The sequence below is a fragment of the Vibrio profundi genome, from assembly GCF_005281835.1.
GTDB lineage: Bacteria > Pseudomonadota > Gammaproteobacteria > Enterobacterales > Vibrionaceae > Vibrio > Vibrio profundi.
In genome coordinates this window covers 1039646-1057989 of the sequence record NZ_RZIS01000001.1, presented here as the reverse complement: position 1 = coordinate 1057989, position 18344 = coordinate 1039646, and the positions used below count along the sequence as shown (strand labels likewise).

Genomic DNA, 18344 nt, shown 5'->3' with positions numbered 1-18344 from the left:
GATGACTAAAATGAACAACGATACATTTAATGCGATCAACCCTGCCACGGAACAGTACCTTAGTGGCGACTTTCCCCAGCAAGGCGCTTCTGACGTTGATTTCGCCGCCACCGTGGCTTCGGAAATCTCGCCGCAGTTTAGAAGCACTTCTCCACAACAAAGAGCGTTGCTACTCAATACCATTGCCGATTGTTTAGAAGCTGAACGTGAGAATATTGTCCAACGCGCTCAACTAGAATCTGCTCTGCCCGAGATTCGCTTGAATGGTGAGCTTAGCCGAACCACCAATCAACTGCGTTTGTTCGCCGAAGTTGTCACCCAAGGCTTGTGGCAAGACGTTATCTTTGATACCGCTCAACCAGAAAGACAACCGCTGCCTAAACCCGATTTGCGTCGTCACAATATTGCACTTGGTCCTGTCGCGGTATTTGGCGCGTCGAACTTCCCATTAGCATTTTCAACAGCAGGTGGCGACACCGCCTCCGCCATTGCAGCTGGCTGCCCAGTAATCGTAAAAGGCCACCCTGCTCACCCTGGCACCAGCAAAATTGTTGCTGACTGTTTTTCCAAAGCTCTTGAGCAATGCCAGTTGCCGCAGTCTATATTTAGCTTACTCCAAGGAACGAGTAACGAATTGGGCCAATCTTTAGTCCAGCATCCAAGTATTAAGGCCGTTGGTTTTACAGGTTCCATTCATGGTGGACGCGCTTTATTCGATCTCGCTCAATCACGCCCTGAGCCGATCCCATTTTATGGTGAGCTAGGCGCTGCTAACCCTGTATTTATTCTGCCGAATAAATTGTCGAGCGACAGTGAAGCTTTAGCCGATCAATTCGTACAATCCATGACCATGGGCTGCGGGCAGTTTTGTACCAAGCCTGGCGTGCTCTTTGTTATCAAGAGTGAAGCTTGTGATTCCTTCCTTTCTACCGTTCGCGCGAAAGTTCGAGAACAACAAGGTCATGTATTGCTCACCAATGGCATCAAACAACAGTATTTGTCTCAAACCCACTTACGTAGCGCGGACGACACTATTCAATGCGTTAAATCAACGCCCGAGTTTGGAATCGAAACCTGCTTATTCGAAACCACCAGCCAAGCTTGGCGAAACAACCCAGAGTGGCAAGATGAGATATTTGGCCCGCAATCGGTCATCGTTGTCTGTGACAGCTTCGAAGACATGTTAGAACTTAGCCGTCATTTATCTGGTAGCTTAACGTCTACCCTGCATGCTGATAAACAAGAATACGATCTTGCAAAACAGCTCCTTCCGCAGCTGGAAAGTATCGCTGGCCGAATCGTATTTAATGGTTGGCCAACTGGGGTCGAGGTTAGTCACGCGATGGTTCATGGTGGCCCTTACCCAGCCTCTACCATGCCTGCGAGTACGTCTGTTGGTTCTCAAGCCATCAAGCGTTGGCTACGACCTGTGGCTTATCAGTCTCTTCCAGATGAGTTACTTCCAGAGGCTATTAAGCAATCCAACCCACTCAAAGTCACGCGTGCCATTGATGGGACTATGGAAAAAGACGGCGTAGCGTAAGCGATCGTATAAAAAGGTACCACTTGGTGCCTTTTTGTTTTGATTACCTCCCAAAAACACTCTTAGGGCTGTGGATCGTAAGCTCAATCCATGGCAAAAATGGTATATTGGATAAAATACCTTTGTAAGCTCGGAGACCTGGATGTCACAGAAACCTGTTTTTAAAACTCGAACTCAAGTCGTAGAGGAAGCGATCCGTACTCAGATCCTAAAAGGCGAGTTAAAAACTGGTCAGCCGCTCAGACAAGACGCCCTCGCTGCTGAGTTCAACGTTAGCCGTATTCCTGTTCGTGAAGCGTTAGTTCAGTTAGAAGCACAAGGCTTAGTCAGCTTTGAAGCGCATAAAGGCGCCACTGTTACGGAACTTTCTCCCGATAAAATCGATGAATTGTTTGAATTACGTGCCGTGGTGGAATGCCATATATTAGAGCGTGCGATTCAAAACATGACCGACACTGACCTTGAGAATGCGCGTCAGATCCGCGAGCAGTTTGATGCGGTGCTACAAAGCGGTGCTGAAATTGAAGAATGGAGCAACTACAACTACGAGTTCCATAAAGCACTTTATGCCCCTGCCAACATGCCAGAAACCATGGATGTGATTTACAACCTAAACACCAAATGCGACCGCTATATCCGTTTGCAGTTGTTGTTTACCACTGGAATTGAAAAGGCAGAAAAGGAACATTTGGCTCTGTTCGAAATGTGTGAAAACCGCGATATCGATGGCGCTAAATACTTGTTGAAGAAGCACATTCTGGAAGCGGGTACTGCGATTCGCGATCTATTGTTAGCCAGACAAAATTCAACGGCATAACCTCATTTAGACCTAAGTTATTACTCTGTAAGTTATTTAGAGGTCGATGGAACCTCCAATACTTAGGTCGCTACCAAGTAATCTTAACTCGGACTTGTCGATATCTGGCTCATTAAGATATTGAACACTTAACCATATTGCCTTGGTTGCAACCGAGTTTAGGTGAACTACATTGGAGTAAGCATGCATATAGGACCTAAATTTTTACTCGCTGCAATTCGACAGAAGCTAAAAGAACAAGGCCTCTGTTATAGCGAATTGTCTGAAAAAACAGGGATCCCGCTCTCTACTATCAAACGTCATCTACGAAACCCATCGCTAGGCATTGATAAGATCCTGATGTATGCCAACCATGTAAACACCGATTTGGTCGAGCTTTCTCAACTAGCTAGCCAGTTACAACATAGCGGCGAAGAGTTTGTTTCAGACGAGCAAAACGCGCTATTTGTCGAATACCCGCATTTGCTCGACTTTATCTACATGGTGACTTCTTTAAACCTTACTCCAAGGCAAGTCGCTGAAAAGTATCAACTTTCCGATACTAGCCTACGGTTTTACTTAAGCATTGCCGAGATCCTTGGCTATGTAGAGGCGCATGGTGACGAGATCTTTTACCGTTCTGGACGTCGTTTCATTATGGAAGAAGGTACACCACTCGATTCGTTATTTAGAAAACGCTTTCAACAAGCATCACTCGCGCATGATACGCCACCACAAGTGTGCCAAGGGCGTGTGCGGCTCACCCAAGCTCAGTGTTTGCAGCTTGAAACGGAAGTCGATAAAAAGCTCCATGAATTTCACGCCAGTAATTGCAGCAATAATACAGGCGATTACACCAATGTGTTGCTCCGCTACACACCCGGCGAACAAATTCACTTTTCAGATGATTTACCAGAAATAGACGGTAACTTGCTTAAGTTGGTCTCTGCTCAGTTTCCTCGCTGTTAGCCTGCTCTCCTTGCCGAAATAAGCCTCGCCACTCTGTTCGGAGTGGCTAAACTTCTGTTCTGACGGCCACTGTTTCTGTTCAATATCTTGTTATTTAAACCTCCTCATACACCGCGTATTTCTAGCTCAGAACCTACAAATTACCGCTAACCTATTTCCGTATAAAATCTGACCGTATCTTCAAGTATCACTTTCTAATACCCATCGGCTCTATTTCTGCCACCTTGTTACAGAGATGTTAACAAGTGATTGTTCAAAGAATTTATACAATATACATTTTTCATGACTCCGAAAGGATATCCCCGAAAAGGAAAGCACAGAGGAAGCCATGAAAGCACATAAATTCAAACCCAATAAACTTCTCATGAAGAGTACCTTGTTCGCAGCTTTAGCCGCGGCTATTACCACAAGCGCCGTTGTTGCAAAACCATACCCTGCTGGGACTGAGCTCGCCAAAGTCCAAGAGATCGTTCTCAATAATGGTGCTGAAGTCACATCAATAGACCCAGCAAAACAGGCTGCAGAGCCGGCGTTTAACCTAGGGCGCGACTTATTCGAAGGCCTAACGGTACAAGACAAACAAGGTAAGACTATTCCTGGTATCGCAGAAAGTTGGCAAGTGAATGAGAACAACACGGTGTACACGTTCACCTTACGTGAATCGCGCTGGTCAAACGGTGAACCACTCACCGCTAAAGATTTCGTATACAGTTGGCAGCGTCTCATCAACCCAGAAACCGCTTCCCCTTACGCTTGGTTTGCGGCTATTCCTGGCATTAAAAACTCAGCTGACATCATGGCAGGAAAAGCCGCACCAAATACGTTAGGCGTAAAAGCCATTGATGATTTGACCTTCGAAGTCACGCTTGAAAAGCCTGTCCCATTTTTCATTAAACTACTAAGCCACCCAGTGTTGGCACCAGTACACCAAGCCACAGTAGAAAAACACGCTAGTGAGTGGACTCAACCTCAATACATAGTCACCAATGGTGCTTTCATCGTTTCAGATTGGAAAGTAAACGAGAAAATGGTGATGGTGAAAAATCCAAACTATTGGGATGCTGATAACGTGGTCATGGAAAAAGTCACTTGGCTACCAATCGGAGACGCCAACGTATCGCTTAACCGCTATCTTGCTGGCGACATTGACCAAGCGCTTTCTATTCCAGCAGCTCAAAAATCAAGACTGCTAAAAAAACATCCTGAGCAAGTGGCCGACACCAGCGCGTCATTAGGCTCAACTTTCTATTACCTCAATACAGCTAAAGGCCCGACAAAGGATATTCGTGTTCGTAAAGCACTGTCGTATGCCATTGACCGAAACATCATTACAAAAGCCATTGCCAAAAATGGTGGCATTCCAATGTATACGCTTGTGCCACCACAAACGGATGGCTTCAAAACGCATACTCCAGAGTTCGCGACTTGGACTCAAAAGCAACGAAACGAACAGGCACAACAACTTCTTGCTGAAGCGGGTTACGGTAAAGCAAACCCACTTAAGCTGACCTTTACTGTTCCTACGTTTTCTAAGGACGTGAAAATGGCCACCGCATTGGTCGGAATGTGGAAAAGTGTATTAGGCGCACAAGTTGAAATCACTCAGCTTGAACCTAAGGTGTTCTACGCATTGAAAGATCCAGGCAACATCAGCCGCGGCGGTTGGACTGCCGACTACAACGAAGCCTCTACATGGTTAGACATTTTCGTTTCTACCGGTGAGTACAACGACTCGCTATACAACAACCCTGAGTATGATCGATTAATGTCCCAGTCAAAAAGCCTGAGTGACCCTTCACAAGAGTATATCGCCGCCGAACAACTGCTCATTGACGATATGGCCATCATTCCAATGTACCGCAACGGCAACGATCAGTACTTGATTAAGCCTTACATCGGCGGTTATGAACGAACTAACCCAGAATCGTCTTACTACCGCAAAAACGTCTACGTAAAAGCCCACTAAATCAAAAAGCGCCCTCCTCCCTTTTACAAAAAGGGAGGTTTGGCGCGCATAGGAAGCAACAAACGCACCTCTACCGCTATTCAATCGGTACTAAGCGTTACTTATAAAGGGAATACGTCATGTTGTTGTACATATTGCGCCGCTTACTCATAGCCGTGCCGACACTATTATTTATTGCTTTGGTTTCATTTTGGTTGATGCACATCGCTCCGGGTGGCCCTTTCGATATGGAAAGACCCATGCCTGAAGTCGTCCGCGCCAACATTGAGGCTAAGTTTCACCTTAACGAACCTTTCTTCGTTCAGTTTTTTATTTATATCTCTAACTTTGTACGTGGCGATTTAGGCCCGAGTTTTGTATATCAGGACTTTAGCGTCACTCAATTGGTCGCTCAGTCTTGGCCTGTATCCGCTGTACTTGGTGTAATTTCATTTTGTATTTCCGTACCGACTGGCATGGTGCTCGGAACAATCGCAGCGCTAAAGCGTAACAGTAAGCTCGACTACCTTTTGATGTCGCTTTCAATGACTGGCGTTGTGATCCCTGCATTTGTACTCGCACCAGTGCTGGTGACCATCTTTTCCATTCATCTGGGATTACTGCCTGCAGGTGGCTGGGAAGGTGGCGAACTGAGTTTTCTTATTTTACCCGTCCTCAGCTTAGCGATCGGCTCTATTGCCAGCATCGCTCGTGTGATGCGTGGTGCCATGATTGAAACGCTTAACCAGCCCTATATCCGTACTGCAAAAGCAAAAGGATTATCCACTGGCTATATCTTGTTTCATCACGCGCTTCGTCCATCTTTGATTCCTATCATCGCCATGCTTGGCCCGAGCTTTGTTGCGGTCGTTACGGGTTCAGTCATCATCGATATTTTCTTCAGTACCGGGGGAATGGGCCAACACTTTGTTTCTGGCGCGCTTAACCGTGACTACGGACTCGTCATGGGCATTACTCTAATCGTGGCGTCACTCACCATCTTCTTCAATCTCGTGGTCGACTTGCTTTACACCGTCATCGACCCTCGTATTCGCGTATAGGGATATAGGCTTATGTTAACCAAAAAAATTGATGCTCAGAGCTTTTCAGACTCGATGAGCGATCACATTGAAGCCGTTGAAGGCCGAAGCCTATGGCAAGACGCGTGGGGACGATTCAAACAAAACCGCGCCGCCATGACCTCTGTTTATGTCTTAATGTTCATTGTGTTATGTATCACTTTCGGGCCAAGTTTGGCGTCTTTTAGCCATGACGAAATTGACTGGAATGTGGTCGTCGATCCTTATGAGCTTGGTAAACCGTCAATCAGTTCAGGCCATTACTTTGGCACTGACGACCTCGGCCAAGATATCTTTGCTCGTACCATGCAAGGTGGTCGACTATCCATCATGGTCGGATTCATGGGCGCGTTAGTTGCCGTCGTCATCGGCACACTTTGGGGCAGCTTATCGGGCTATTTAGGCGGCATGGTCGATAGCGTCATGATGCGCATTATCGAAGTGCTCGACTCTGTGCCTTTCATGTTCATGGTGATCTTATTTGTGACCCTATTTGGCAACAATATTTACCTGATTTTCGTGGTCATCGGCATGGTGTCGTGGCTAGGGATCGCCCGCGTCGTAAGGGGCGTCACCTTTAGTATTAAAAAGCGCGAGTTCATTGAAGCTGCCCACTCGATTGGTGTGTCTCGTTTTACCATCGTTCGTCGCCATGTGTTGCCCAACGTACTCGGTATCGTGATGGTGTATTCCTCTCTCATGGTGCCTGGTTTCATTATGTTTGAATCGTTCTTGAGCTTTTTAGGACTGGGGGTTCAGCCGCCCGATACAAGCTGGGGAATATTAATTTCAGAAGGGGCAAAAACCATTGACGTTGCTTTATGGCAACTGCTGTTTCCATCGGCTTTTCTTGTAGCCACATTGTTTTGTTTTAACTTCATCGGTGACGGCTTGCGCGACGCCCTTGACCCGAAAGATCGCTAAGGAGCAGTGATGAGTATTTTATCGATTGAAAACATGAATGTTCGCTTTAACACCCCAGATGGTGTCGTCCAAGCCGTCTCTGATCTGTCTTACAGCATCAATAAAGGCGAAACCTTAGGTATCGTAGGCGAATCTGGCTCTGGCAAAAGCCAATCTGTATTTGCACTAATGGGGTTAACCGCTGATAACGGCATCGTATCTGGCACGGCTAATTTTCACGGTGAGAATCTGCTGACGATGTCGAAAAAGCAGCTCAACCACATTCGGGCTGAAAAGATAGGCATGATTTTTCAGGATCCCATGACCTCGCTTAACCCGTTCATGAAAATTGGTAAGCAGCTGGCGGAAGTGTTAATGATTCACAAAAGCATGAGCAGAGCCGAAGCCGATCAACAAGCGATTCGTATGCTCGACGCGGTACGCATTCCTTCTGCTGCCACTCGGATGAATCAGTACCCTCACGAGTTGTCCGGCGGAATGCGCCAACGCGTCATGATTGCAATGGCTTTACTGTGTCGCCCAGAACTCTTGATTGCCGACGAGCCAACCACAGCATTAGATGTCACCGTCCAGGCGCAAATTCTTGCACTGCTGCGCGAGCTGCAAGCCGAGTTTGATACTGCGATTTTGTTGATCACCCATGATATGGGCGTAGTAGCGGAAAGCTGTGACCGCGTATTAGTCATGTATGGCGGAAGAAAAATGGAGCAAGCCGATACGGACAGCCTATTTGCTAACCCTGCTCACCCCTACACCCGAGGATTACTACAAGCCATTCCGTCAATCACTGAAGACATGGACAGACTTCCTACGATTCCGGGTAACCCACCAAGCGCGTTAGTCGATAGAAAAGGCTGCCCTTTCCGTGAACGTTGCAGTGAATACCGCGCCGAATGCAGCGCTGTGATGCCGCCGTTTAGGTCAATATCTCGCACTCAAGCGCTTGCCTGCCATGTTAATCAAACCGAAACCGTGACTCCAATCAGTCGCAGTGCATAGGAGCCAAAAATGAATAATCAACAGAACCAAAACTCGCAGATAGACGCTCCTGAAATTCTGCTTTCCGCACAAGGGTTGAAAGTACATTTCGCCATCAATAAACACATACTGCCAAGTAAACGTAAGGTGGTAAAAGCCGTCGATGGCATAGATTTAAATGTTTACCGAGGTGAAACGCTTGGCATTGTTGGAGAATCTGGCTGCGGTAAGTCGACTCTCGCTCGTGCCCTTTTAAGGCTCATTGAACCAACTGACGGCTGCCTAACCTGGCGTGGTGAGAACATGCGCGCCTTTGATAAGCGTGAGCTAGCGAGTCGCCGCCGCGAGTTCCAGATGATCTTTCAAGATCCCTCAGCTAGCTTGAATCCACGTTTAACGATTTCAGAATGCATTGCAGAACCGTTGCGTACTCATGAACCGCACTTGAACCGTAAAGAGGTTGAACAACGTGTCATGCAGATGATGGACAAAGTCGGTTTACTGGCTAGCCAACGTAATCGCTATCCGCATGAATTTTCGGGTGGGCAGTGTCAGCGTGTGGGTATTGCACGAGCGTTAATTTTGAAACCAGATTTGGTCGTCTGCGATGAACCTGTCAGCGCCTTAGACGTATCGATTCAAGCTCAAGTGATAAATCTGCTGGACGATCTCAAGCAAGAAATGGGCTTAACCTTAGTGATGATCGCCCACGACCTCAGCGTCGTCCGTCATATTAGTGACCGAGTGATGGTAATGTACCTTGGGAAACCGATGGAACTTGGCGTCTACAACCAAGTATTTGATAACGCTCAGCATCCTTATACCCAAGCACTGCTTTCTGCTGTGCCTATTGCTAATCCCACTCAAGCAAGAAACCGAGAGATTCAATTATTGCCCGGCGATCTACCCTCGCCGCTCAATCCGCCAAGTGGCTGCGTGTTCAGAACGCGCTGCCCTAAATCAAGTGAAATATGCGCGAATCAGCCACCCATTAGAAGTGGCAATCTACAACACCAAATCTTTTGTTCTCATAACCAGTTAGGAAGCCTATAAATGATCAACAATTCTGTCGCTGACCGCCTGTCAGCTCTACGCGAAGCAATGACAACACAACACATTGATGCTTATATCGTGACCAATTATGACCCGCACACAAGCGAATATTCTGCAGACCATTGGCTCGCTCGCCAATGGATCTCAGGTTTTACTGGCTCAGCAGGTACGGCCGTGGTCACTCATAACGGTGGAGGCTTATGGACAGACGGGCGTTATTACATTCAAGCCGAAGAACAACTTCAAGGTTCTGGGTTGAATTTGTTTAAAGCCAAGCTGGCAGAAACGCCAAGCATTCCACAATGGCTTGCGTCTACCCTACCAAAACAAGCGCGTGTCGGTGTCGATGGGCGTAGTATTAATCAAGAATTCTATTTAGAACTGCAGGCCGCTTTTTCAGAGAAAGGAATAGAGATCGTTCTTGAGCACGACCTCATTTCACCCATTTGGCATAACCGCCCAGCTCGCCCAAATGCCAAAGTGTTTAACCATGACCTTAAGTACGCGGGCATCAGTACCAGTGAAAAGGTACAGACATTACGCGAGTACTTAAATGAACAACAAGCCCAAGCCATACTTGTCTCTACCCTTGATGACGTAATGTGGACACTCAATATTCGTGGAGGCGATACGGATTATAGCCCAGTTAGCGAAGCTTATTTGTTCGTCTCACAAGACAATTGCCGACTGTTTATTGATAACGCCAAACTCGACTCAATCGTCGCTGACAAGCTGCTCAAACATGGCGTGAGTTTGCACCAGTACGAGCACGTGACCGCTGCGCTTAATTTGCTCGAAAATGACAGCAAGGTCATCTACAACGCCAAAAGTACCGACAGTTTGCTGATTAATAGCATTAAAGCGGAAATTAGCCTCATCGCATTGCCTTGCGTGGTGACCCAATTAAAAGCAATTAAGAATTCAACCGAACTCACTAATATGAAAGAGACGCTACGTTGTGACGGCGTCGCTATGGTCAAATTCATGTACTGGCTAGAGCAGCAAGTTCCGAGTGGCCAAGTATCTGAACTATCGGCAGAGGCGTGCTTAATGGGCTTTCGACAACAGCAACCTGGCTACATCAGCGATAGTTTCCGAACCATTGCAGGGTTTGGCGAACATGGCGCAAAAATGCATTACGCAGCAAGCGAGAATAGCAATGTCAGCATAAATGAAAGTGAGTTCTTCTTAGTCGATTCTGGCGGCCAATTCTTGGGTGGAACCACAGACATTACACGTACTTTTCACTTTGGTAATCCAAGTGATAAAGAGCGCCGCGACTACACATTGGTACTCAAAGCCGTAATTAGACTCACACAAAGTCATTTCTTAAAAGGAGCGACAGGAGCAAACCTGGATATCATGGCGCGCGGCGTACTTTGGCAATATGGCATCGATTACAAATGCGGGACAGGCCACGGTGTAGGCATGTGTTTAAACGTCCATGAAGGCCCGCTGAACTTCTCTCAAAACCCTGCTGAAGTCGCGCTGCAACCGGGAATGGTGATAACGAATGAGCCCGGAGTCTATCGTGAAGGTGAATATGGTATTCGTATTGAGAACATCATGCAGGTGGTTGAAATCGAAGAGAACGAATTTGGCACTTTCTACGGTTTTGAAACCATAACGCTCGCGCCTATTGCGACCAACATGCTTAACGTCGATATGCTTTCAAGCGAAGAAATCGACTGGCTAAACGACTACCACCAGCAATGTATGAACTTCTTAGCCGCAGACTTAAGCGAAGACGAACGAGCATGGCTGAAACAAGCCACTCAGCCTATCACGCAATAACCATTTCGCAATCGCCCTTCCAACCGTTGTGTTTGTAATATTTGCCAGCGCTTGCGCTGGCCTTTTTATCTTATAAATCAAGTCGCTGTATTTGAAAGCCTCAAACTAGGCTCCTTTCTAACTCAATCTCAAAGCAGCTGCCTTTATTTAACTCGGATTGAACAGAAATAGCGCCATTCAAACTGTCTACCATCGCCTTAGTCAGTGACAGACCTAACCCATAACCAGGAGTAAGATTGCGGCTTTCATCGACACGAAAGAGACGCTTGAATATCAACTCATGATACTGAGGATCTATCCCAATCCCATTATCAGATATGGCAATTACATAGCGCCCCTGCTGGCTCACTGAAGTCGACAACACGACCTCTCCGCCTTCGGGCGTATATTTGAGCGCGTTATCCACCAAATTCACGATAATTTGCGTTAATTTAGCCGCATCTGCGTTCACTCGTTCCTCAGTAGTCAAGTCTAACCTTAATGTCACGCCATTCATTTCAGCAATTTCTTCGTACCAGCTCACGACATCTTCAACGATTTGGTTGGGTTCGATAACACTTAACCGAGTAGGTTTCTTACCTGTCAGTTCATCGTTTAGTTTCATCAGTGCTGTTAATAAGTTGGTCGCCTGGGCAGAGTTTTCAGCACAATCACTGAGTGCTTTTTTTAACTCCACAGGATCTGAGTTTGGATTCGACAACGTCTTTTCAGCCGTAAGATGAATCCGGGTTAGCGGCGTTCTTAAATCATGAGCAATCGCGTCTAATGTCTTGTCTAATGTGGTTAAGCACATGGTCAGTTTACTTAAAATGCGATGAACACCGCTATGAAGCATGCCAAACCCTCCTGCCAATTTCTCTTCGGCTGGCTGTGACATTTCTTTTAAGCTGCCATTCTCTAATCGATTGATATCTTCTGCCAAGTTAAACAGTGGCAGTAATGTGTTCGATAACAATCGATGGACCAAAAATGCCGTAATGAGTGTTAAGAGAACAATCGAAAAGCTGGTGATCAGCCAATTTTTAAAGGCGATTAGATAACGTGAATCAAGATCTACGACGATCCGGAAATCATGCGTTTTTCCTTCTAATTGCAGTATTAAATGAGGCTTAGAAAGAAAGTAAGCGAACCCTTGTTCATCCCAACTTGTGACCATGTTTTCTAAGCCTACTGCTTCAAACTCTTCACCTGCAAGGTACTCATACGCTTGGCTATTTTGCGCAAAGTAGACCGCTATGTGATTTTCGTAGAGGCGTTCTTGATTGGATTCAATCACATGGATCAGCTTGTCATCCGATTCATAGGTCAAGATCCTTTGATATTCAGACGACAAACTATGTAGGTACTTCTTCTCCTCTTTGTAGGAATCATAAAGAAATACAATGCCAATCATAAACATGATTCCAACAAGCCCGCCAAGCAGCAGCACCATAAAGCGCGCAAAGAGGGTTTTCTTTGCCTGTTGTAATGCGACTTCAATATTCTGATTTGAGGACATAACCTACTCCACGAATCGTGTGAATCAACGAGTGTTCAAACCCTTTATCGAGTTTGGCGCGCAGACGGCACACTAAGACATCCACTACATTGGTTTGAGGGTCAAATTGGTACCCCCAAATAGATTCAAGAATGTTAGTTTTTGAGAGCACCACTTCAGGGTTTTGTAGGAAAAGGTAAGCCAGCGCATATTCACGTTGGTTGAGAGTGATGGATTGGCCGCCTCTGGCTAGCGAGCGTTTAAGCGGATCTAATTCAATATCTAAGTATTTTAATGTGCTCGATTGAGTCGAAGAAACCGACATACGGCGCAAAAGCGTTTGGCAACGAACCAGTAGTTCACTAAATGCAAAAGGTTTAACTAAGTAGTCATCCGCACCGGCCTTTAAGCCTTGTACTCGTTCTTCAACCGAATGTTTGGCACTCAAGATGATTACCGGGATTGAATGCCCCATACCTCTAAGTTCGGATAGAATCTCAAAACCATCTTTATTCGGTAACATAATGTCGAGTATCACTATATCAAAAGCCTCATTCTGGGCTAAATAGGCACCATCCAAGCCATCGGTTGTATGCGTAACACAATACCCTTCCTGCTCTAGCCCTTGAACAATAAAATCAGCAATAAAACTGTCGTCTTCAATTAGTAATACTCTCACGCACCTTTCCTTCTAACCTTGTCCTTGAGGTCAAATTCTATCAGTTTTTCAGACGAAAACTTGAACATTACAGTTTTGTAATCTTGGTGAAACTATCTGGCAATTCGAACCCTCGTATGATGAATGGGTCAACTAAACAACGATTCAACATCATGGAGAGAACAATGAAAATCAAATCATCTTTTGCTATTGCTGCATTCATCACTGCAAGCGCTCTGAGCACTAACGTTGCAGCGAACGAAAACAAAACTACGACTGTGACAAACCTGGCCTCACAAACCGCGTTCAACCTAGCGCAAGAGTCTGTTAACCAATGTCTTACCAAAGGTTATAACGTGACGACTACGGTAGTGGATACTTCTGGCCGCGTCTTAGCACAACTAAGAGCTAACAATGCTGGGCCACACACTTTAGAGAGTTCCAGACAAAAAGCGTTTACGGCAGTCAGCATGAAGCAACCAACGGCAAACCTGATGAAAACCATCGCGGAAAAACCAATCCTGCAACCACTTAAAGATATGGACGACAACCTACTGCTACTTGCTGGTGGTATCCCACTTAAAATCAATAACCAAATTGTCGGAGCGATTGGTGTAGGCGGCGCACCTGGTGGTCACTTAGATGTAGAGTGCGCAGAAGCAGCCATCAAAAAAGTTCTGTAATTCACATCGCCATACGAGCGCCTTTTTTAAAATCGCGATGTAAAAACAGCCCTTCTCATTGAGATAAGGGCTGTTTGTCTAATTGAAAAGCACTATAGGCTTGGAAGATCCCAGTAAATAAACGCAAGCACCCAATGAAAGCAAACTGTGATCACTCTTCACCCGCTTAATCTAGCTGCACTATTCGAATACCGGTCTAAAAAAGCTACGCTCGATACTGATTACAAAATCTTCTTGTTCTGCGAATTGAAACGCTTTTATGCACTCTTCGTCTTCAAACGACTTAATCCGGTATGCTTCATACGCAGTTAGACTTTCAAAAGAGAACAGCGCCAACGCAATATTGTTGGCTCCTTCCGAGGGCAGATAGTACCCATTATGCTGACCACCAAATTTCTCTACGAGCGGAATCCACATTTTTGCATATTGCTCGAACGCCTTAACCTTCTTAGGATCGATTACATACCTGACGTAACACGTGATCATAAATACTGTCCTTTTTTAATTTTGCACTTTACCTAATTGATAACGCCTAAGCTCGCCTTCCACCGAATCATGATAACCGCCAAGAAAAACGCCGCCACATGATTCTATAACGTTGCGTGATGCCGGGTTGTGGATTGAGCACGTCACTATCGCTGGTTGTGTCAGCACATTATCTTTTACCCAACCAAGAAGGTATGTGGCTACCCCCTTCCCTCGTGCACTTGGCTTAGTATCATAACCAACATGACCGATGACATTTTCAACGCGAGCGTTGGTTCCTCGCCTGACTCTTATAGAACCTAGAATTTCGTTATCTTTTAAGCAGTAATAAGTCGTACTCGGCAGTACATCATTATCTGGTTCGACGGTAGCCTGCGAGCGCGTCATAACCTCTTCAACAAACGCATCTAAGTCTTCTACTGCCGTAGCGTACCTCAGCATTCCGCCTTTAAAACACTCACTAGCATACTCTCGGATTTGTTCACGAAGCTCAAGGCTTGCCTCAACAACTTCCATGTAGTCCTCCTGCTATCTCAAACAAAACCATTGCCCAACCCAAGAATACATCTAAGTATCCAATCTCAGGTTTACAACTCAGCGTGCTTAATCACAAAACCTTTTTCAATGCCCGCTTTGAAACCAACGGATTCATAAACTGAATGAGCCCCTTTCAGTTGTTCACCTGAAAGCAGCATGACTTTACAGCAATCTTTTTCCCAAGCGATTGAAAGCGCGTGCTCCAATACCTGGCGACTTAGCCCTTGGCGACGAAAATGTTTAGATGTAATTACGTGCTCAATGAGACCAAATGGACGTGCGCCATTCGCGATACTTTTATTCACGCTTAATGCGCATGTTGAGGCTAATTCGCCATCAACTTCTGCGACCACAATATATGTTTGTGAATCACTAATTAACTCGGCCCACTTTACCTTTGCTGTTTCTTCGGTTAATTCTGGATCAAAGGGGCGCAGTTCTTTGTATAAGCGTTGCACACCCTGCAAATCATTCATTGTGGCAAGTCTGATCATGTGATTCGTTCCCCTCATTACATTTCAATATCGATATAGGAAGTAAACCGCAATTGTCATTACTAAGCGACAATAAACTTCGCCTTTAAACACCAAGCCTTGTGAATCAACTTAGCACTTTAAATAGATTTTTTCATGATGTGCTGCGGGCCTACTGGCCCTCCTAAATACAGTTCGCCTGTATCTTCAAACCCGCCTTTCAAATAACAATCAAATGCCGCTTTATTTCGACAGTTAACAGTGAGCTGTAAGAGATCGCAATGAGGATAATAGTGTTGTACGTAGCTTGGTAGCTTTGCGATAAACTGCTTGGCGATGCCCTTTCCTTGAAACCTTTGGTCGACTAATAAGCCTCGAATGCCTATCGTACCTTCACTGCAAAAATCGTATTTACTGGCATAACCAAGATCCAATAAAAAAAAGCCAACAACTTGCTGGTTAAAGATGATCAAATGTGGGTGTTCTTGCTCACTCAACTGAGCGACATACTGCCCAACATCATTCACTGTGAACTGAGCTTGTTCGGGTTTTACACTAAGCCCTGCCGCTTCACTTTCCCGAGCGACACTGTATTTTTCTATAACTAGCATGGTTCCCTCATTCGAACTAACGATGTAAACCAACATCTGTATCTATGTATGTAGGCTAAACTTTTTGAAGAATTCTGATAATGCACTCGTTTTGCAAATAGAGCTAGCGTAGTCAATATTTACAAGACATTAAGTTCATTTCGTACTTGGTTACCCTCACCATTTAGTAAATTTTATTCCTGTTAGATACACGACTCTCAGAGCGCTCTAGATCTGCCCCGCTAGTGCTTGCTCTATCTTATACATTTCATCCCGCAGAAAGCGTACAAACACTCTTATACGCTCTGTTTTAAATACGTCTGGATGCGACAGGACCCAGCTCGAATTAAGTTTTAGATTAACTTGTTCAGGCAGACGCTCAACCGCTGGTTCATTATCACCGATAAAACAAAACAAAATCGAGCACCCTAATCCCAATTTCACCGCTTGTAGATGCGCTGTTGGGTCGTACACACTGTGCTTTAGTTTGCAGCCGGAAAATTGCGTTTCATCATGCCACTTTTTCATCTCTTTAGAGTTAGCGATCCAGCCAACCCACTCTGCAGATGGCGTCTTCCCGGTAAAGTTATGTTGTGCGATGTATTCTGGCGAGGCGTATACCGCACTCGCTATACTCGGCAGCCGATGCCCAATAAGGTGTTCATCAGGGCTTTCTTGAATCCTGATAGCGACATCCGCATCGTGTTTGCTTAAATTAGCCACTTGATAAGATGATTCTACGATTACATCAACTTCAGGGTATTGGCGAGTAAAATCGTACACTATTGGCATTAATAGGTGTTGCACGATATGAGGGATAGCCGACACCCTAATTTGTCCAGCTAAGCTTGCACTACGCCCGAATACTTCCCTTTGCATACCTTGGATTTCAGACTCAACCCGCTCGGCCCGTTCGACAATCGCGTCACCCACTTCAGTCAGCGAAAATCCGTCTGCTTGCCGAATAAACAAGGTGGTTCCTAATTGCTCCTCCATGCTGGCCAAGCGCCTAGAAATAGTAGAATGACTAACCCCCATAAGCTTGGCAGCCGCTCGTACCGATTTGCCTCGATAAACCGCCAGAAACACTCGTAAGTCATCCCACTCAAAGTTCTTCATAATTATCCTGTTTAGTTAAGCTACAAGCCAAGGTGGTGCAATTTTGGAACGGTGAGTTGCAATTATAGCCAGTTCACAGTCATTTTTGAATGCGAGATACTTTTGGTATCTAAGGTATGAAGGAAATCACGATGAAAGTAGCATTATTCGGCGCAACAGGTTTACTTGGCCAGGACGTTATCAAACAACTGCTCGCTCACGGCCATGAAGTTAAAGCACTGGTACGAAACCCTAAAAAGTTAGCGGTCGATTCAAGTGATATCGAAGTCATTCAAGGTGACTATTTTAACCCGCTCGATCAAGAGAAAGCCTTGCAATACGTTGATGCCGTTGTCAGTACTATCGGCCCACCGACCGTTACCAAAGGCAGCCCTCAACCCCATCAGTACCAAGCCGCAATGGACAGTTTGATCACACTGATGGAGCAAAAGGGAGTATCTCGAATCGTTAATGTCGCCGGTGCAAGCGCGACCTACCAAGGAGAAAACATTCAGTTATCCCGTCACCTAATACGCTGGCTTATGAAAATGACGGTACCTGTGATCACCCCGGCGAAAGAGTTAGAAATCGAACGCTTACGTTTAAGTAACCTTGATTACACCATCGTAAGGCCGCCTGTGATTGCAGACAGTGCCAAAGGTCAATTCACTGCGAGTAATGAGAAAATGAAAGGGACTAAGGTGGAACGCCAGCAATTGGCTCACTTCATGGTCGATGTGATCGATAAGTCGGATTGGTATGGCACACTTCCGTTTGTTGCTAATACACCTTAATCGCATCTCAGTAATTTAAGCAGTTCAAACCAAGGGGCATAAGGCAGACAGTTTCACTCGGTGAAATGTTTGTCTGCTAGTCCAACACGTAGTCACGGGTGATTATTTCGAGGATATGACCATTTGGATCGGGAAAATAGACACCTCTTCCACCGTCGTTATGGTTAATTTTCCCGTCATTTACTGAAGAAGGGCCACTGCCGAATACTAAACCTTGCTGCTGAATGCGTTTAAATATTTGATCGAACTGGTCTTCACTCACTTTAAACGCGTAATGTAAGCGAGAAAATTCGCTATCGTTCATAAAATCTAAAGTTAGCGTGTTATTCACCTTTACCACAGCAAAGCTGCCCCACACTTTAATAAACTCAAAGCCAAAGATGGATTCATAAAACTGAGCAGACTGTACATTGTCGTGCGTAGGGACAATAGTATGGTTGAGCGTGATTTCCATATCCCTTCCTGTT

Annotated in this window: 19 protein-coding genes; 11 read left to right on the top strand and 8 right to left on the bottom strand. The window is 45.6% G+C overall.

The features are described from left to right. The first annotated feature begins 1 nt into the window (after position 1). From ELZ11_RS04830 to ELZ11_RS04790, 9 genes are all read left to right on the top strand, one after another. Entirely contained in the window at positions 2 to 1543 is a 1542-nt protein-coding gene (locus ELZ11_RS04830; RefSeq protein WP_374939798.1) for an aldehyde dehydrogenase (NADP(+)), read from the top strand. Between the two features lie 142 nt (positions 1544 to 1685). Then, positions 1686 to 2360: a GntR family transcriptional regulator gene (locus ELZ11_RS04825; RefSeq protein WP_137356222.1), complete on the top strand. Its 675-nt coding sequence runs from the start codon at positions 1686 to 1688 to the stop codon at positions 2358 to 2360. A 183-nt stretch (positions 2361 to 2543) separates the two neighbouring features. After that, positions 2544 to 3308 carry a transcriptional regulator gene (locus tag ELZ11_RS04820; RefSeq protein WP_137356221.1) on the top strand — a complete coding sequence of 255 codons (765 nt, stop codon included), beginning with the start codon at positions 2544 to 2546 and terminating at the stop codon, positions 3306 to 3308. 364 nt (positions 3309 to 3672) lie between these two features. After that, positions 3673 to 5274, top strand: coding sequence for a peptide ABC transporter substrate-binding protein (locus ELZ11_RS04815; RefSeq protein ID WP_244291606.1), 1602 nt, complete (start codon positions 3673 to 3675; stop codon positions 5272 to 5274). Positions 5275 to 5393: 119 nt separating this feature from the next. Next, positions 5394 to 6314 carry an oligopeptide ABC transporter permease OppB gene (gene oppB, locus ELZ11_RS04810; RefSeq protein WP_137356219.1) on the top strand — a complete coding sequence of 307 codons (921 nt, stop codon included), beginning with the start codon at positions 5394 to 5396 and terminating at the stop codon, positions 6312 to 6314. A 12-nt stretch (positions 6315 to 6326) separates the two neighbouring features. Then, positions 6327 to 7256, top strand: coding sequence for an ABC transporter permease subunit (locus ELZ11_RS04805; protein WP_137356218.1), 930 nt, complete (start codon positions 6327 to 6329; stop codon positions 7254 to 7256). Positions 7257 to 7265: 9 nt separating this feature from the next. Then, complete coding sequence (locus ELZ11_RS04800; RefSeq protein ID WP_137356217.1) at positions 7266 to 8255, top strand: ABC transporter ATP-binding protein; 990 nt, start codon at positions 7266 to 7268, stop codon at positions 8253 to 8255. 39 nt (positions 8256 to 8294) lie between these two features. Beyond that, entirely contained in the window at positions 8295 to 9287 is a 993-nt protein-coding gene (locus ELZ11_RS04795) for an ABC transporter ATP-binding protein (protein WP_137356265.1), read from the top strand. Then, on the top strand, positions 9288 to 11081 hold the full coding sequence (locus ELZ11_RS04790; RefSeq protein WP_137356216.1) for an aminopeptidase P family protein: 1794 nt from the start codon (positions 9288 to 9290) through the stop codon (positions 11079 to 11081). A 100-nt stretch (positions 11082 to 11181) separates the two neighbouring features. Here the strand turns inward: ELZ11_RS04790 and ELZ11_RS04785 are convergent, their stop codons facing one another. Next, positions 11182 to 12579 (bottom strand): sensor histidine kinase, encoded by a 1398-nt coding sequence (locus tag ELZ11_RS04785; protein ID WP_137356215.1) that lies wholly within the window; start codon positions 12577 to 12579, stop codon positions 11182 to 11184. Further along, complete coding sequence (locus ELZ11_RS04780) at positions 12557 to 13237, bottom strand: response regulator (RefSeq protein ID WP_137356214.1); 681 nt, start codon at positions 13235 to 13237, stop codon at positions 12557 to 12559. Before ELZ11_RS04780 ends, ELZ11_RS04785 begins: the two co-directional genes overlap by 23 nt. A 164-nt stretch (positions 13238 to 13401) precedes the next feature. On the opposite strand from ELZ11_RS04780, the gene ELZ11_RS04775 reads away from it, so the two are divergent. Continuing rightward, positions 13402 to 13899 (top strand): GlcG/HbpS family heme-binding protein, encoded by a 498-nt coding sequence (locus tag ELZ11_RS04775; protein ID WP_137356213.1) that lies wholly within the window; start codon positions 13402 to 13404, stop codon positions 13897 to 13899. 180 nt (positions 13900 to 14079) lie between these two features. Here the strand turns inward: ELZ11_RS04775 and ELZ11_RS04770 are convergent, their stop codons facing one another. The 5 genes from ELZ11_RS04770 to ELZ11_RS04750 form a co-directional block, all read right to left on the bottom strand. Then, entirely contained in the window at positions 14080 to 14385 is a 306-nt protein-coding gene (locus tag ELZ11_RS04770) for an NIPSNAP family protein (protein WP_137356212.1), read from the bottom strand. Positions 14386 to 14400: 15 nt separating this feature from the next. Then, the gene (locus tag ELZ11_RS04765) at positions 14401 to 14901 is read right to left on the bottom strand and encodes a GNAT family N-acetyltransferase (RefSeq protein ID WP_137356211.1); all 501 of its coding nucleotides are present in this window, start codon (positions 14899 to 14901) and stop codon (positions 14401 to 14403) included. A 71-nt stretch (positions 14902 to 14972) separates the two neighbouring features. Further along, positions 14973 to 15416, bottom strand: a complete 444-nt coding sequence (locus tag ELZ11_RS04760) for a GNAT family N-acetyltransferase (RefSeq protein WP_137356210.1) — start codon at positions 15414 to 15416, stop codon at positions 14973 to 14975. A 119-nt stretch (positions 15417 to 15535) separates the two neighbouring features. Beyond that, positions 15536 to 16006: a GNAT family N-acetyltransferase gene (locus ELZ11_RS04755; protein WP_137356209.1), complete on the bottom strand. Its 471-nt coding sequence runs from the start codon at positions 16004 to 16006 to the stop codon at positions 15536 to 15538. Positions 16007 to 16213: 207 nt separating this feature from the next. Next, the gene (locus tag ELZ11_RS04750; RefSeq protein WP_137356208.1) at positions 16214 to 17104 is read right to left on the bottom strand and encodes a LysR family transcriptional regulator; all 891 of its coding nucleotides are present in this window, start codon (positions 17102 to 17104) and stop codon (positions 16214 to 16216) included. A gap of 131 nt (positions 17105 to 17235) precedes the next feature. Between ELZ11_RS04750 and ELZ11_RS04745 the strand changes: the two genes are divergently transcribed. Beyond that, on the top strand, positions 17236 to 17877 hold the full coding sequence (locus ELZ11_RS04745) for an NAD(P)-dependent oxidoreductase (RefSeq protein ID WP_167494623.1): 642 nt from the start codon (positions 17236 to 17238) through the stop codon (positions 17875 to 17877). Positions 17878 to 17953: 76 nt separating this feature from the next. On the opposite strand, the gene ELZ11_RS04740 is transcribed toward ELZ11_RS04745, so the two are convergent. Next, a complete protein-coding gene (locus ELZ11_RS04740; protein WP_137356206.1) occupies positions 17954 to 18331 on the bottom strand; it encodes a VOC family protein in 378 nt (125 codons plus the stop codon). Positions 18332 to 18344: the final 13 nt, after the last annotated feature.